General features: G+C 41.4%; 25 protein-coding genes, 1 pseudogene and 1 other annotated feature. Of the genes and pseudogenes, 4 read left to right on the forward strand and 22 right to left on the reverse strand.

Translation table 11 applies throughout. From position 1 onward, the window contains the following. Positions 1–2: 2 nt before the first annotated feature. The 17 genes and pseudogenes from C1G49_RS11355 to C1G49_RS10920 form a co-directional block, all read right to left on the reverse strand. Positions 3–186 (reverse strand): annotated as a pseudogene (locus C1G49_RS11355) (helix-turn-helix domain-containing protein); the annotation flags it as partial. 323 nt (positions 187–509) lie between these two features. Then, positions 510–1,346: a PD-(D/E)XK nuclease-like domain-containing protein gene (locus C1G49_RS10860; protein ID WP_105125652.1), complete on the reverse strand. Its 837-nt coding sequence runs from the start codon at positions 1,344–1,346 to the stop codon at positions 510–512. Further along, complete coding sequence (locus C1G49_RS10865; protein WP_105117531.1) at positions 1,339–2,553, reverse strand: DUF1351 domain-containing protein; 1,215 nt, start codon at positions 2,551–2,553, stop codon at positions 1,339–1,341. The genes C1G49_RS10860 and C1G49_RS10865 overlap by 8 nt, the downstream gene beginning before the upstream one ends. Further along, the gene (locus C1G49_RS10870) at positions 2,553–3,464 is read right to left on the reverse strand and encodes a recombinase RecT (protein ID WP_105117530.1); all 912 of its coding nucleotides are present in this window, start codon (positions 3,462–3,464) and stop codon (positions 2,553–2,555) included. Before C1G49_RS10870 ends, C1G49_RS10865 begins: the two co-directional genes overlap by 1 nt. Next, complete coding sequence (locus C1G49_RS10875) at positions 3,461–3,640, reverse strand: hypothetical protein (protein WP_105125653.1); 180 nt, start codon at positions 3,638–3,640, stop codon at positions 3,461–3,463. The genes C1G49_RS10870 and C1G49_RS10875 overlap by 4 nt, the downstream gene beginning before the upstream one ends. Next, positions 3,640–3,768, reverse strand: coding sequence for a hypothetical protein (locus C1G49_RS11420; protein WP_258533557.1), 129 nt, complete (start codon positions 3,766–3,768; stop codon positions 3,640–3,642). Before C1G49_RS11420 ends, C1G49_RS10875 begins: the two co-directional genes overlap by 1 nt. Positions 3,769–3,778: 10 nt before the next feature. Then, positions 3,779–3,919: a hypothetical protein gene (locus C1G49_RS11220; RefSeq protein WP_172020629.1), complete on the reverse strand. Its 141-nt coding sequence runs from the start codon at positions 3,917–3,919 to the stop codon at positions 3,779–3,781. A gap of 6 nt (positions 3,920–3,925) precedes the next feature. After that, complete coding sequence (locus C1G49_RS10880) at positions 3,926–4,255, reverse strand: hypothetical protein (protein ID WP_105117528.1); 330 nt, start codon at positions 4,253–4,255, stop codon at positions 3,926–3,928. A gap of 261 nt (positions 4,256–4,516) precedes the next feature. Further along, positions 4,517–4,882, reverse strand: a complete 366-nt coding sequence (locus C1G49_RS10885) for a transcriptional regulator (RefSeq protein WP_105117527.1) — start codon at positions 4,880–4,882, stop codon at positions 4,517–4,519. A gap of 179 nt (positions 4,883–5,061) precedes the next feature. Beyond that, on the reverse strand, positions 5,062–5,208 hold the full coding sequence (locus C1G49_RS11120; RefSeq protein ID WP_161942123.1) for a hypothetical protein: 147 nt from the start codon (positions 5,206–5,208) through the stop codon (positions 5,062–5,064). Beyond that, positions 5,198–5,485, reverse strand: coding sequence for a hypothetical protein (locus tag C1G49_RS10890; protein WP_105125654.1), 288 nt, complete (start codon positions 5,483–5,485; stop codon positions 5,198–5,200). The genes C1G49_RS11120 and C1G49_RS10890 overlap by 11 nt, the downstream gene beginning before the upstream one ends. Positions 5,486–5,498: 13 nt before the next feature. Continuing rightward, positions 5,499–5,765: a helix-turn-helix domain-containing protein gene (locus C1G49_RS10895; protein ID WP_024390602.1), complete on the reverse strand. Its 267-nt coding sequence runs from the start codon at positions 5,763–5,765 to the stop codon at positions 5,499–5,501. 168 nt (positions 5,766–5,933) lie between these two features. Continuing rightward, the gene (locus C1G49_RS10900) at positions 5,934–6,365 is read right to left on the reverse strand and encodes a restriction endonuclease subunit S (RefSeq protein ID WP_105125655.1); all 432 of its coding nucleotides are present in this window, start codon (positions 6,363–6,365) and stop codon (positions 5,934–5,936) included. Further along, a complete protein-coding gene (locus C1G49_RS10905; RefSeq protein WP_153048239.1) occupies positions 6,359–7,624 on the reverse strand; it encodes an N-6 DNA methylase in 1,266 nt (421 codons plus the stop codon). Before C1G49_RS10905 ends, C1G49_RS10900 begins: the two co-directional genes overlap by 7 nt. Further along, the gene (locus C1G49_RS10910) at positions 7,614–7,856 is read right to left on the reverse strand and encodes a hypothetical protein (protein ID WP_105125657.1); all 243 of its coding nucleotides are present in this window, start codon (positions 7,854–7,856) and stop codon (positions 7,614–7,616) included. The genes C1G49_RS10905 and C1G49_RS10910 overlap by 11 nt, the downstream gene beginning before the upstream one ends. Positions 7,857–7,869: 13 nt before the next feature. Continuing rightward, positions 7,870–8,091, reverse strand: coding sequence for a hypothetical protein (locus C1G49_RS10915; RefSeq protein WP_044776297.1), 222 nt, complete (start codon positions 8,089–8,091; stop codon positions 7,870–7,872). Positions 8,092–8,139: 48 nt separating this feature from the next. Beyond that, complete coding sequence (locus tag C1G49_RS10920) at positions 8,140–8,322, reverse strand: helix-turn-helix domain-containing protein (RefSeq protein WP_105125658.1); 183 nt, start codon at positions 8,320–8,322, stop codon at positions 8,140–8,142. A 137-nt stretch (positions 8,323–8,459) separates the two neighbouring features. On the opposite strand from C1G49_RS10920, the gene C1G49_RS10925 reads away from it, so the two are divergent. Then, positions 8,460–8,759 carry a hypothetical protein gene (locus C1G49_RS10925; protein ID WP_029178443.1) on the forward strand — a complete coding sequence of 100 codons (300 nt, stop codon included), beginning with the start codon at positions 8,460–8,462 and terminating at the stop codon, positions 8,757–8,759. On the opposite strand, the gene C1G49_RS11125 is transcribed toward C1G49_RS10925, so the two are convergent. The 3 genes from C1G49_RS11125 to C1G49_RS11225 form a co-directional block, all read right to left on the reverse strand. Next, complete coding sequence (locus tag C1G49_RS11125) at positions 8,749–8,892, reverse strand: hypothetical protein (RefSeq protein WP_161942124.1); 144 nt, start codon at positions 8,890–8,892, stop codon at positions 8,749–8,751. The two genes, C1G49_RS10925 and C1G49_RS11125, sit on opposite strands and share 11 nt — an antisense overlap. Positions 8,893–8,936: 44 nt before the next feature. Then, a complete protein-coding gene (locus C1G49_RS10930; protein ID WP_105125659.1) occupies positions 8,937–9,146 on the reverse strand; it encodes a helix-turn-helix transcriptional regulator in 210 nt (69 codons plus the stop codon). A 184-nt stretch (positions 9,147–9,330) separates the two neighbouring features. Beyond that, positions 9,331–9,468, reverse strand: a complete 138-nt coding sequence (locus C1G49_RS11225) for a hypothetical protein (RefSeq protein ID WP_193434001.1) — start codon at positions 9,466–9,468, stop codon at positions 9,331–9,333. 160 nt (positions 9,469–9,628) lie between these two features. Here C1G49_RS11225 and C1G49_RS10935 point away from each other — a divergent pair, with 160 nt between their 5' ends. The 3 genes from C1G49_RS10935 (at position 9,629) to C1G49_RS10945 (ending at position 12,598) form a co-directional block, all read left to right on the forward strand. Continuing rightward, entirely contained in the window at positions 9,629–10,381 is a 753-nt protein-coding gene (locus C1G49_RS10935) for a helix-turn-helix domain-containing protein (RefSeq protein ID WP_238595884.1), read from the forward strand. 11 nt (positions 10,382–10,392) lie between these two features. Further along, positions 10,393–11,091 (forward strand): type II toxin-antitoxin system PemK/MazF family toxin, encoded by a 699-nt coding sequence (locus C1G49_RS10940; protein WP_105125660.1) that lies wholly within the window; start codon positions 10,393–10,395, stop codon positions 11,089–11,091. A gap of 397 nt (positions 11,092–11,488) precedes the next feature. Continuing rightward, positions 11,489–12,598, forward strand: coding sequence for a site-specific integrase (locus C1G49_RS10945; RefSeq protein ID WP_238595885.1), 1,110 nt, complete (start codon positions 11,489–11,491; stop codon positions 12,596–12,598). A gap of 84 nt (positions 12,599–12,682) precedes the next feature. Here the strand turns inward: C1G49_RS10945 and rpmA are convergent, their stop codons facing one another. Both rpmA and rplU read right to left on the reverse strand, forming a co-directional pair. After that, positions 12,683–12,976 (reverse strand): 50S ribosomal protein L27, encoded by a 294-nt coding sequence (gene rpmA, locus C1G49_RS10950; RefSeq protein ID WP_009909754.1) that lies wholly within the window; start codon positions 12,974–12,976, stop codon positions 12,683–12,685. A gap of 46 nt (positions 12,977–13,022) precedes the next feature. Further along, positions 13,023–13,337: a 50S ribosomal protein L21 gene (gene rplU, locus C1G49_RS10955; RefSeq protein ID WP_002941330.1), complete on the reverse strand. Its 315-nt coding sequence runs from the start codon at positions 13,335–13,337 to the stop codon at positions 13,023–13,025. A gap of 35 nt (positions 13,338–13,372) precedes the next feature. Continuing rightward, positions 13,373–13,443: a sequence feature (ribosomal protein L21 leader region), on the reverse strand. Between the last annotated feature and the right edge of the window lie 195 nt (positions 13,444–13,638).

Here is a 13,638-nt window from a genome sequence, read left to right on the forward strand (position 1 = left end):
CTCACACCCCAACAGATACCCGATAGACACTTCAAAATGGTCAGCAAGTGCCTGGGCTTTGTCTGGTTTGATAGTATTGACGCCGTTTTCCCAATTTTGGAGTGTTCTGTATGAAACACCAATTTCTTTCGCTAGAGCTTGTTGGGACAAGCCTTTTTCTTTGCGTAAAATTTTTAATCTATTCAAACCTCAACCAACCTCCTCGCTTTCTTCTCATTGGTTCGCTTGATGTAGGTCGGCGACTTGTAAAAATGTATCGTCGACACCTTCACGCCGAATTGTTCAGCTAATTCTTTCGCTGTGCCAATTGCCAGTAACTTGTCGCCTTTGTAGAGAGCGTACTCTTTTTCATGAGCCACCATATTCTCAAAAATTAGCGACTGTCTTTGTGTGAGTTTGGCTAAATACGGGCAGTCGCTATCGTCCAACTGTCAACTGATTGTTTACAATTGACACGCTTTCTAGTTCGCAGTTTTACAAGGATACCCGGCTTGTTAAAATACATTTTTTTAAAATATCCCAGCAATCAAATCATCCAAATTGATTACACGGTCCAAGGTTCGCTTGCTTCGACAATAATCACAATTTCCGCAACCTTTCGGCTTGATTTCGCCTGCAATAATACCGGCAACACGTTCGACGTTATTTTCAAAGAATTGCAGTCCTTCGTCTAAACGGTATTGCGAAAGGGTGACAACTGCTTTGTCAGGCACATCTTCCTTGCTGACAGCTACAACGAACGGAACGAAATTTGGATAGCCCATTTGTTGCAACAATTCCTGATACAGCCCCAGCTGGACATCGTAGCGGAAATCTAAAATGTTAGCGGCAGCTCCAGGCATTTTCTTTCGTTCCACGTCAGACCATTCAAGACCACGGATAGTCTTCATTGTTTTCAGGTCTACAAAATACCCTTCAGTCAAGTTGATACTATCCACCTTACCCTTGACCTTGATACCGAAGATTTCGCCTTCTAAAATCATCTCCTTGCGGACATCGTCGCCTGGGTTGCCGTGATAGAGAGGCAAGAAATCTTTGTCATCTTTCAGAACATCTATCATGTTCTGGGCGACTTGGAACTCTTTCTTCAGTTCGCCCTTGGTCGCGCCACGGCTGGAAATCATCCTAGTTTTGTTGGCGTCAACAAATTTGGCGTGAGCCTCTTCGCTCTCGAAATAACTATGCACATAGTTACCGACAAGTAAAGCTGTATCATCTCGCTTGTCTGTCCACTCCTTGTCGTCAATAGCTTTGGCTTTCGCTTCACAGTCCATATAAGCCTTAAAGCGAGAATTTGACAGCCATTGACGGTCTTGGTAGTAATTTTCTTCAGTTAGTTTAGCCATTGATTTTTGTCCATTCTCCTAATTTCTCAACAACTATCCCATGCTGTTCATACAAACCACCCCTACCACCGAATAACTTAGCGGTCTCTCCGTCTGGGAAAGTAATTCTGAAATCACCTTGCCATTTGACCACCTTCTTATTCAGCTTTATTTTGTCCTCTGACGCGTTTTTCTGTTCAGAGGTATATTTACCCTCAGACATATTTTCTCGTTGAATTTCGTCAGAATTCGGGCGATTTTGAGCATTTCCGCAAACGGCTCCATGTCGAGCTAGGAATTCCTGTTCCATTCGGTCCTGCTCTTCTTGCCATTTTCTTGCGTCATTGACAAGTTCTTCGTGGACGGCTAGTGCAGACACCCCTGATTCGAGCATATCAGCATACTTTTTCGGATCTAGTCCCTTGCTTTCTGCGATAGCAGTCATCTCTTCAATCCGTTTTGCCAGTTGTTGCTTGCGCTTAGCCTCCTCACGGGTCTTATCTGCTAAGGCTTTATCATCAGCAATTGCCTGTAAGATATCAGCCAAGCTTGCTCCTTGTTCAAAATTACGTACGTAAGGAGCTGGACCAAAGTCTGCTTTGGCAGCTGCTTCAGTAATTTTGATTAGTGCTGACTCATATTCTTCCTTCTTGGCCACTTCTTCCTCTACCAGACTAGTGACCATATTGACAGTGGCTTTATTGGGACGAACATTGTCAGCCATGAAGCATGTTTTTTTCGAAAATTCATCAAAATACTTGCTGAACAAACGGATGTCTACGTCTTTTCCTGTGCTTACAATAACTTTCTGGAATAGCTCCTCAATGGTTTTGGCGCGTTTAAGTCGTTCCTGTTCTTCAAACACCTTCACACCTTCGTCAATCGACTTGCCGATTTTGACAATAGGTTCCAACAAGCCGTCCACCCAAGCCTTAACTTCGTCGATGGGCTTGTTGTAATCTGCCAATTTATCTTTAACAGCTGACTTGACCTTTTTCTGCAGGTTATTCAATTCGGCTCGAACCTTGGCATCGTCTTCGAATGTTTCGGCAGTAACAGCATAATTTTCATATTTTTTAGCATAGGCAGCTAAGGCTTGCTCCAGTAGCTCCTTGCCCACGATAGTGATTTCAGCTGGCGTAAATTCAAAATCAAAGTCTAGTTCGGTCACTGCTGGAGTAGGCGCCATACTTTCCAGATTGTCAAATAGAGATAGTTCTTCAGACATTAGAACGGTTCCTCCTCATCTAAGATTTCGCCGGTTTCGGCATCAATAACCTGCTCGGTTGTTTCCATTTTGGAAATATCCACTCCTGCGTCTTCAACAGTTTCCACTTCGGAAATAGTTGCATCTTCTGCAGGTTCTTCAGCGACAGTCTTTCCGGTCATTTTATCCAAGATATCCTGCCCAGCTGATTGAACTGGCTCTGCTTCTTTGATTTGGCGATTGTCATCAAATTCATTTTCAGTTGTCCGATTAACAGCTTCAATCAAGATGTCACTATCGTCCGATGTGTTGAAGAATTGCTTGGCTGCACGATTGATAACAGTACGCTTTGCCATTTCTTGAGGGAAGGCATTTTGGACAGATTTATTTTTCGACTGTTGCCAGCTGCGATCAATCTCTTTCTTGGTCATGACTGTCAGAATTCGCTCACCGTCCACTTTTTCAATGATGCAGTAAGCACCGATAATTGCGTTATCTTGGTTGGTCCAATCTGTCTCGTGGCTTTCGAGAACCTTGCGCCCATTGTCATTTCGAATTTTAAGCACATCCCCTTCAAAGACCACCTCTGCCCAAATATCTTTCACGTTGGACAGTTGTTTGACAACCTTCATAGTTCCAAAGTAGGACCGTGTCATTTTCAATGTATTCCCGTATGGGATGAAGTAGCACTGGGTCTTTGCTGGGCTTAGCCCTTGAACAACCATATCAAGCAAGGCATTGGCAATACTTTCTTTCGAACACTTTTCAAGCAAGTTCCCGCTTGGGCTGTTGGTCATAGCAAAGAATGCTGACTTCAAGGCATTTGCCGGTGCGTAGTTTGGTGCTACTACCAAGCCTTCGTTCTGCATCTGCGATACTTTTGCATTCACAGCATCTGTAATATCTTTTTGAATAACTGCAAGATTACTCATTTCTTTCTCCTTTTCGTCTTTTCCAAATTCCATTTCTCACGCTTTAAGCGTTTATTTTCTCGTTTCAGGGCAAGTATCAAGTCCTGTTGCTCATTGATAATCTCGCCCAGCTCTCGGCCTAGGTGGAAATAGTCACACCTCAGCCGTCGGATTGTATCTAGTAATTCCTCTGTCATTATGCATCCCCTACATAAATCCATTGACCGCCTCTGAACACCCATTCATCAGGATCATGTACCTGTCTTGGTTCCTCAGGTTGTAGATAGTCACGGTCATAATCAAACCATGGGTAAGTGCCTTCCATGTCGCACCTCCTAGACCACATACTTTCTGCCTAGCTCTCTAACAAGGCGGATGTACCCTGCCTTATCAGCTAGACCTGTATCCAGTAGTTTTTCCTTCTCTCCTGCCGTGGCACGTTGCCAGACTAGATTTTCACGTAGTTCCCATTTCATCGCTGACTAGGCCTTAGCCAAAATATCAAGCAACTTCTTGAATGAGTCTTCGACATCCTCAATATCTTTGACTGGTTCAGCTGGCTCTTGCCCGTCCAAAGTTGTCAAGGTATATTCTGCCTGCACCTTGATTGGCTCAGCGTCGAACAGCATTGCCATCGCCAAGTACTTCTCATGGTCCTTGTCGTAATAATATTCTTCTGGAATTTTCAAAGCATCTTCAACATCGCTAGTCCAATCTGCTGAATATGCTAAAACGTGTTTATTGTTTTTGTAACTAGCTAAGAAGTTCCCTTTTTCATCTCGCAATACGATAAATGTGTTTGTTTGTTTCATGATTTTCCTCCTGTGGATAACTCTTGTGAAATTCCCTATATATTATTTATATATAACGATTAGTTTGTTTTTAAGTTAGTTAGAGGCTTTAGCCTCTTATTGTTCATTAGTGGGCGATAGCCCCTAGATTATTATTAAAGTTAGTTATTATTATTATTTAGTTATTATTAGTGTCGGATTCTTCAACCTACGAACTATTCAACCTACGAACTATTCAACCTACGAACTATTCAACCTACGTAAAGTCAGTAAGTTGTAAAATCACTCTGACGATCCGTCTGTGGATAACTCATTATCTACCTTTTCTTTCCAATACTCCCAATAGCTGTCCGTGATTGGGACATCCATAACTAACGGCTCTCGTCGCATCCCTTTTCCTCTACCGAGACTTTTATTGTAAACACGGATATATCCTGCATCTTTTAATTCATCATAAGCTGTCCTATGAGCATCACGCCCATTCTTTGAACGTTTAGAAAGTTCATCGATGTAAGGCTTCCATGTGTCTTTGTTTGACATCAACACAAATAATAACCCTTTAGCTTGTAAACTAAGTTCGCTGTTTTGAGCAGAATGATTATTCAACTGCGTATAGTTTTCATGGATATTCCTGACAAGGTGTTGCATAAGCCGTAACCATTCCTCCTAAACTTCAACAATTCCTCGCCGAAGCGTGTTATCAATCGCTGTCATGTTCGTCATATTCCAAGATCCTTTCTACATCATCAAGATGTTCAGTGTCGCCTGTCCGAAGAAATCGGTCGTACGATTGAGTTATAAGTTCTAATCTGACCAGGTTATTCATCTCACAACCCTGCCTGTAATTTAGCTATCTTCAGTTCCATAGCCAGCTCATAGGGTGACATGGCTTGATAAAACTGTCTTGCTTTTCCTGTGAAATAAACAATCTGGTCGATAAGGTTTTCTCTTCCGATACCCTCGTTAATTCGCATGTCTGCCCCACTTTCTAGCTGTGCGAGCTGGTGCGTCATCTGTGTATTTGATTGGTTCCCAGCTTGCAAGTGACTGTCTAACTCTGTTCTTCCAGGCTAAACGTTCAGCTTCAACTGCACGTTCACAAGCCAGGGCTGTCAGCTGCTCTCTAAGTAATTCCGCTTCACGTTCCTTGCGTCGCTTTTCCGCATTCCTGTAATCAATCGCTGCAACTACTACGCACGGAATGGCAAATACTGCAGTTGCTCCAATGGCTGTAAAAATAGATTCTGTCATTCTACACTCCTAACTAAACCACTAGATGACTTTCTATGTATTCATCTAGTTCCGATTTTTTTATCCGCTTGGTACCATCAATCTGATATAGATTGAGTCCTTCTTTTAGCCATTTCCGAATGGTATTATCGCTCACGCAAGCATGGTAAGCCGCCTTACTAATAGATAGCCAACCTCTACCATCAGATTCGCGTTCCAGGAACTCGGTAAAGGATTCTTTGAACTGATCCTTGACCACCATCCTGATTCCTGATTCAAATTCTTCACTTAGGATGTTCATCTTCTGTCTCCTTTGTGTTATAATTTAAGTGTAATTTTTTGTAAGCCACTGTTCCCGCAGTGGCTTTTTGTTTTTATCAAATTATCACCTCTAAAATTTCATACCATTAAATTTTTGCGATACGATTTTCATCCCCTTCTCCTTTCCAAAAATAGCAGAGCTATACACTCAGCCCACAAACATCTCACTCAGATGTGTCTGCTTTGCTTGTTTTAATAATTCTATGGTTGCCTCTTCTTTGGCTTCCATCTTCTCAATCACATCCAGATACCTTACAACTTCCGCCTGTTTCTCCAAGTCCGTATGGATTTTCAGCTTCATCTCATTCAGGGTATCCATCTGGATATTCAGTCCCGTCTGGACTGTATAGATGAAATGTCCTGCTTGGCAAGAAATAGCATGATATAGATACTTGGGCAACACCTTGTCATTCGGCAAAAATACAGCGTAATGACTTGGGATTTCCTTTTCTTCAGCGTGGTAAAGTACTTGCCCTCTCGTCGCGCTAATTTGTATCAAGGTACAGCCAGCAGGATAGACCTTGCCACTCGACCGCTCTATGTTTGCTAGTTCTGTAATTTTGACTAATTTCATTACCATAATGTTAATTGCTCGCTTTCTTCTTGGATTAACTCGGAAAGGCTAGGCTTGTCCACATACTTAGACAGTAACTGCTGGTCGTTTTCCAGTTCTTCCTGCTCGGTTGGATCTGTCGCCACCAGTTGCCCAAACAATCTCGCAAACTCTCGCTCCGTTTCAGCAATTTCCCTGTCAATCTCTATCAACTCCCTCAAGATGACCCCTAAGGGTTGGACTTCTTCAGGGATGAAAGTATCGACATAGCGGGGAATATTCAAGTTGAACCCATTCTCGACAAGCTTCTCCCAGTCAGCTAGGTAAGAAAACCGCTCTGTTGTCATTCTTAAGGACACCACCGCAGCAATCTTCTTGATATGTTCCACATCCAAACTGTTCTGCGCCTTGCCCTTGGTAAATTCATCCTTGGCATCTACAAAGAATACATCTTTCTGACTTCGCCCCTTTCTCAAGAGCAAAATCGCAACTGGGATACCTGTATTCAGAAACAGATTGGGTGCTAGACCGATAATAGTATCAATTACCCCATGTTCCAGCAACTGCTGACGAATAGTGCCCTCGCTGTTTGCACGGAAGAGAACCCCATGCGGAAGAATGAGCGACATACTGCCGCCGTCTTCGAGCTGATGAAAACCATGCAAGAGAAAAGCAAAGTCTGCCTTGGTTTTTGGTGCTAGCCCGTAGAGGTCGAACCGTTCATCACTGATTGGTGTCCATGACATCGAGTAAGGTGGGTTTGAGATAACCACATCGACCTTCCTGTCGCTTGGATGATCTATCTGACTGATAACACCGTCCTGGATAGCATAGACATTGAAACATTCCCTTGTCAGACTATCGCCGTGGATAATTTCAGCATCAATCTTGCGAATGGCTAAGTTAATCAGCAGAAACGGGATAACCCTTGCAGAAAATTCCTCACACCTCACGAACTCCACATCTGGATGATAGTTGAGGTATTGGATGGTCAGACTGCCAGTCCCTGCACAGATGTCCGCTAGGCTCTTGCCACTTCTGGACACCCTTGCCAGCAATTCCGCTACACCATCAGGCGTGTAGTCCTGTTTCAACTTTTTACGGTCAGCCCCCTCTTCCTGAAAGAAGTCGCGAAACTGATCCAGTTGCCTATCGCCATAGATGGCAGCAATGCGAGCGAGTAGGTCAGACTGCTCAGGGCTGAACAGCTTTGTCATTAGTGTCTGTGGAACTTCAAAAACCTCTTTGACCCCACATATTTCTAAAATAGCTTCTCTAATTGTCAAACTCAAAGCTCACCCCATTTAGAAGCAGGTCAGACTGAAAATCTACAAAACGCTCCACCATATCCGCCTCAGCAACATTGCTATTTGAAACCTGCCACAGAAAGTCGTTAACATCTGTCACCTCACACTTCCACTGGCTAGCACGAGTATGCACCACATCTAGCGTCAAACCCTCGCACTCAACTGTATAGCTAATCTTTTCTCCATTGTTTGTGTAGTTTTTGATAATCATGTCATTCTCCTTTCTAGTCCTCAAGAACTAGGCGCTTAGTCTTGATGACAACTTCTTCAATACGAGCACGTTTCAAGCCTTCACTGATAAAATAATCAATAATAGCACTACGGCTCATTCCTGTACCAAGCGACAAGTTATCAACCTCGTCGTAGTTCTCACGACTAATGACCACTGTGGGACGGTTATTCCCTTTCTGCCCTGTACTTGGGCGACCGTATCTTTGTTTTGACATGTTATTTCCTTTCCATAAATAGCAGAGCTGGTAAGTTTGTTCATCCCCTCACCCCTTTCTAAATTCATCTAGACTGACATCCAAAGCGTCAGCGATTTTTTCCATTTTTTTGAAACCAATATCGTGATGTTTGGCATTATATATGCTTGTCTTTGGAATACCTGCCATTTTTGCCAAGTCAACGACTGTCAGCCCTCGTTCTACCAATATTCTTTGTAGTTTTTCCCACATAATATCCTCCTTGTAAACTACCAGATATAGTAATGTAAAATATTTGTAATACTATATCTGGCAATCCGTGCTATAATATTCTCATGAATAACCCAACATCTTTTATTCATAAAATCTTAATAGAAAGGAGGATGGTTATGGATTGGAATCAAATTACCACATCGTTCTTAACTGCATGCGTTCCAGCTCTTGCCACATATTTTGTAACAAAAAAGCAAATGGATTCTAAAATTAAAGAAGTCGAATTACAATCAGCAAATGAAATTAAACGACTTGAGAAAGAAACTGAACTTCGATTAAAAGAAACGCAACAAAACCAACAAATGGAACTTGCTACCAAGTTTTTCACTGGCGAACTTGACCTAGGGAAAGCCATGGTTGGTATTCAACAGTTGAATTATCTGAACGAATTAACTAAAACTTTGCCTAAGAAGTAGAGTCGCTTGACTCTGCTTTTTTTGATAAAGAACGTAACACTTCTATTGCTCCACTCAAGCCATCCAACCATCCTTGGATATAATCCGCTGAATGCTCAGAAGCAAACTCTAAAAACTTTTCTTCTGGTGTCATAACTCCCCTCCTCCTTTCTGTAAATAGCAGAGCTGGTGTGTTTGTTACCTTTCATTTTGTGAGGTTGTATTTGTAAATAAATCGCTAATCTCTTTGTTCAAGATTTTAGCGATTTTGTAGCATTCACTCAATTTGAAATCATTTTGACCAAGTTCTTTCTGACGGTAAGTTGTTTCTGAAATCCCTAGCTTGTCAGCGATGTCTTTTTGAGTGTAGCCAGCTTGTTTTCGAGCCTCATACAACAATAATTGCAATAACCCTCACTCCTTTCCCTCTTTTTCCTTTCTGAGTTTCTCCAGCTTTTTATCCAGATAACGCTTGTGAGCGTGCCTGCCAAGAAACATCAAAACCCATAAACCTGCTAACCAATACAACATTGTTTTTTCTGGCGAATGGTGGTATACTCAAATAAGAGGTTGGGGCTTTCGCCCCTTGCTCTTACTTTTTTAGTTTAGCTTGCTCAATCTTGTGGTCGAGTACTTGTTTATGCCACAGACGAGCTTGCCTTGCCAAGCCTAGCACTATCAGAACTGTTCCGAGTTCGTCAGGTGTTAGGCTTTTTAGTATGTCCATCATTCGCCGTTCCTCCTGTTTTTATTTCGGTTAATTCCTTAACCTTGACTATAGTATACCTCACATTTTGAAAGGTGTCAACACTTTTTTTGCGAAAACACAAAAAAACTTTTCTTTTTGTGAGGTTTGTTGTATAATTAGGTAAACAAAGGAGGAATATCTCGTGAACGACAAAGAATTATCAATTTATGTTGGTCAGAAAATAAAAGAGTTTCGTTTATCTCGCAACATGACCCAAAAAGAATTGGCTGAACGTATCGGGATGGGAGATACTACAATAGTTAATTACGAAAAAGGTATCCGAACACCTAAAAAAAATACACTTTTCAAAATATCAGAAGTGTTAAGAATTTCTATCGATGACTTCTTTCCTCCTATCACCCTCACCGCAACCCCTAACAGCCTCGTAGAGCAGATTTCGGACAAGGTGGTACAATTACACCAAGACAGACAAAAGAACGTCCTCAGCTACGCAACAGAGCAACTAGACGAGCAGGAAAGAGCTACCACCATCTCAGACAAGGTCATTGACCTCTACGACGCTAGAAAACGCATCAGCCTACCCGTACCAGGCAAAGTGTCCGCAGGTACAGGCTACTGGCAAGAAGACGACTACGACACCATGGTCAGCTTCTACGCAGACGACATCCCAGACCAGAAAGATTTCGACACCATCGCCATCGCCGTCGGACACTCTATGGAACCCAAAATCAAAAACGGCGACTTCCTCTTTATCAAACTTAAGGACCAGGTAGATCTAAACAAAATCGGAATTTTCCAAGTAGACGGTGAAAACTACGTCAAGAAACTAAAAAGCGACCATCTACAGTCACTAAACCCAGACTATGACGACATCCAATTCACCGAAGACATACGCACCATCGGTGAAGTGGTGGATATTTATAGAGAGAAATAGAAAGGAAAAATATGGCAAAAAAATTATCAACATTGGAATCACAAAATCATAAAAACCAAACTCTTGCTGAACTTGACAATTACCTTAGTAATTTAATTGGGACAAACGAACAAGCAAAGGCTGATAAAATCTCCTTTTGGATTAAAGATTGGATTAAATATCTTGAATTAGAAGAAAATTTCCAGCCAAATAAAATGTTGAAATACAAACGCGGAAACATTATTAAAGTCCATTTAGGTTTCAACGTAGGAAGTGAAGAAGGTGGGCTACATTATGCAATTGTACTAGATGCCGATAACCATTTGAAAAACCCAGTTTTGACAGTTGCCCCACTTACTTCCGTCAAACCCCATACTGACATCTCCAAACTAAGCAACGACCAGCTATATATCGGGAAAGAGGTATATACAAAATTAGAAAATAAATTAAAAACACTGCTAGATAAACTCAGTGCCATCAATCTGTCCGAAGCAACTCAAGAGGAACTAAATTCTTTCCAAGATGAGCTGACTTATGCAAAACGTATTAAGGCTGAAATCGACAAAATGAAAACTGGCAGCATTATCCTTATCGGACAAATTACAACTATCAGTAAACTACGTATTTTCGATCCTAGAAACAAATACGGTGTTTTAAAAGGGATAAAAGTTTCCGACGACACTTTAGATAAATTAGATATAGCTCTTAAACAAAAATATTTCAAAAAATAACAAAAAAACGTTTGACATTAACAAAAAATAGGCTTATAATTAAAACACATAGCTCCTCTGCGAGCATTAAGAAGACGTTGTCCTTTACGGACACAGAGCCTGTTCTTTTGAGCAGGCTCTCTTTGTATTTCTAACCAAAATACTTTACAAAAATCAAAAAAAGTATAAAATATGACTGTATTAGAGGTAAAGCCTCATAAAGTTTACATTCGGGATTTAGTCCCATACCATACGGCAGTCATGTTTTTCATGGCTGCTTTTTTTGCTATTTTACAAAAAAACAAAAAAAATCCCCACACTCTCCGTCGCGAAACCTTGAGTGTAGGGGAATTCCGTATAAGAAATCGCCATTAAATGGGCAGTTTTCTTATACCCATTTTAACAGAAAATGAGGTAAATGACAATGATTGGTCAATACAAAAAAGGTGATACTACTGCTTATTATTTCAAAGCATACCATGGTTTAGATCCATTGACTGGGAAGAAAATTCAAACCTTCCGTCGTGGATTTAAAACAGAACGTGAAGCGAGGCTTGCTGAAGCAAAATGCCTGACTGAATATGAAAAGAAGACCTTCCGTTCCAGGAATGTCACTACCACTTTCCGACAAGTCTATGAAGTTTGGAAGGAACATTACAAGAACACTGTCAAAGAGTCCACATTTGTCAGTCAGATAGACAAGGCAGACAGGCTCATCCTTCCTACCTTTGGAGATAAAGTCGTTAATAAGATTACTCTCACAATGTGTCAATCTCAAGTCAATAAATGGGCTGATGAATACAAACGATTTTCCGGAATCATCAGCATCGCAAACCAAATCTTTGATTATGCTATCTCGATGGAGCTAATCGAAAGCAATCCGATGAGAAAAACACTAAAACCAAAACGGCAAAAAAAGGATAGGGATGAACTGGAGCAATTCTACAATAAAGATGAGCTAAGAGAGTTCTTTTCGATTGTAGAAAAGATGGAAGACCCAGAGATGTTGACATTCTTTCGCCTGCTAGCCTTCACTGGAATGAGAAAAAACGAAGTCGGTGCATTAAGTTGGTCAGACATAGACTTAAAAGTTGCACAATTAAAAGTCAATAAAACGCTCGCTAAGGGCGAAAATAACAAAACGATATTCCAGACCCCTAAAACAAAAAAGAGTACCAGAACAATCTCTCTGGACCCTCAAACTGTAGAAATTTTAAAAGCGTGGAAAAAATACAGCACAAAAGGTCTGCTCTTCAAGAACGAGGACGGCGATCCAAAAAGTATCGTCCATGTCAATAACATGCTCAATCGTGTTTGGAGGAAACACCCAGACTTCAAACGCATCACACCTCACGGTTTCCGCCACACCCACTGCTCCCTACTCTTTGAAGCTGGTGCTACTATCAAAGAAGTTCAAGAAAGACTTGGACACGAAAACATCCAAACCACCATGGATATCTATGCCCATGTCACTCAAAAAGCCAAGAATGAGGTAGCTGACAAGTTTGCTTCCTACATTGGTTTTTGAAATATGGGTATCACGGTGGGTATCAAAACAAAAAAACAGGCCTTCCGAAATCTCGGAAAGCCTATTGTTAAGCCATTTTCAGACTTATTTTGCGATTGGGTAAACAGATACTTGTTTCTTATCGCGACCTTTACGTTCGAAGCGTACAACGCCTTCTACTTTAGCGTAAAGAGTGTCATCTCCACCACGACCTACGTTAGCTCCTGGGTAGATTTTAGTACCACGTTGGCGGTAAAGGATTGAACCACCTGATACAGTTTGGCCGTCAGCAGCTTTCGCACCAAGGCGTTTCGCTTGTGAATCACGACCGTTTGACGTTGAACCTCCACCTTTTTTGTGGGCCATAAATTGCAAGTTAGCAAGATTCAAGTTTAACATATGTTATTCCTCCGAATTTCTGTAATGATTGCTTCAAGCTACGCGATTAAGCGTTGATAGCGTTGATAACAACTTTTGTGTAAGGTTGACGGTGACCTTGTTTGCGGTGGCTACCTTTTTTAGGTTTGTACTTGAAGGTAACAACTTTTTTCTGTTTACCTTGTTTTTCAACAGTACCAACAACAGTAGCGCCTGCTACGAGTGGAGTACCCACAACAGTTTTCTCACCACCAACAAGAACTACTTCTTCGAAAGTAACTTCTTGACCTGCTTCAACGTTCAATTTTTCAACGTAGATAGCTTGACCGACTTCAACTTTAACTTGTTTGCCGCCAGTTTTAATGATTGCGTATGTGCTCATTATGCACCTCCTATGATTTTTGGGCCTTGCCCGAATTTTATGTGAAGACTCGCCTAGTACCGTGGGACGAACCACTTAAACGGCATTCGTGCGGTTGCACAGGATGTGTGCATAGTCAACACTCCTATTATAACAAAAACACCTGCAAATGCAAGTGTTTTGTATCATTTTTCTTACATTTCGAAAACTCCTAAATTCTCAAAGTAAGTTCTAGTCTAACGCCAAAACTGGAAATTAGACTGAGACAAAAAAATAAGCTAGAACTTACTATGGGACAAGTTGGTAACTAATAATGAAAAAC

Source organism: Streptococcus suis (assembly GCF_002960625.1).
In the GTDB taxonomy this organism is placed as follows: Bacteria; Bacillota; Bacilli; order Lactobacillales; family Streptococcaceae; genus Streptococcus; species Streptococcus suis_T.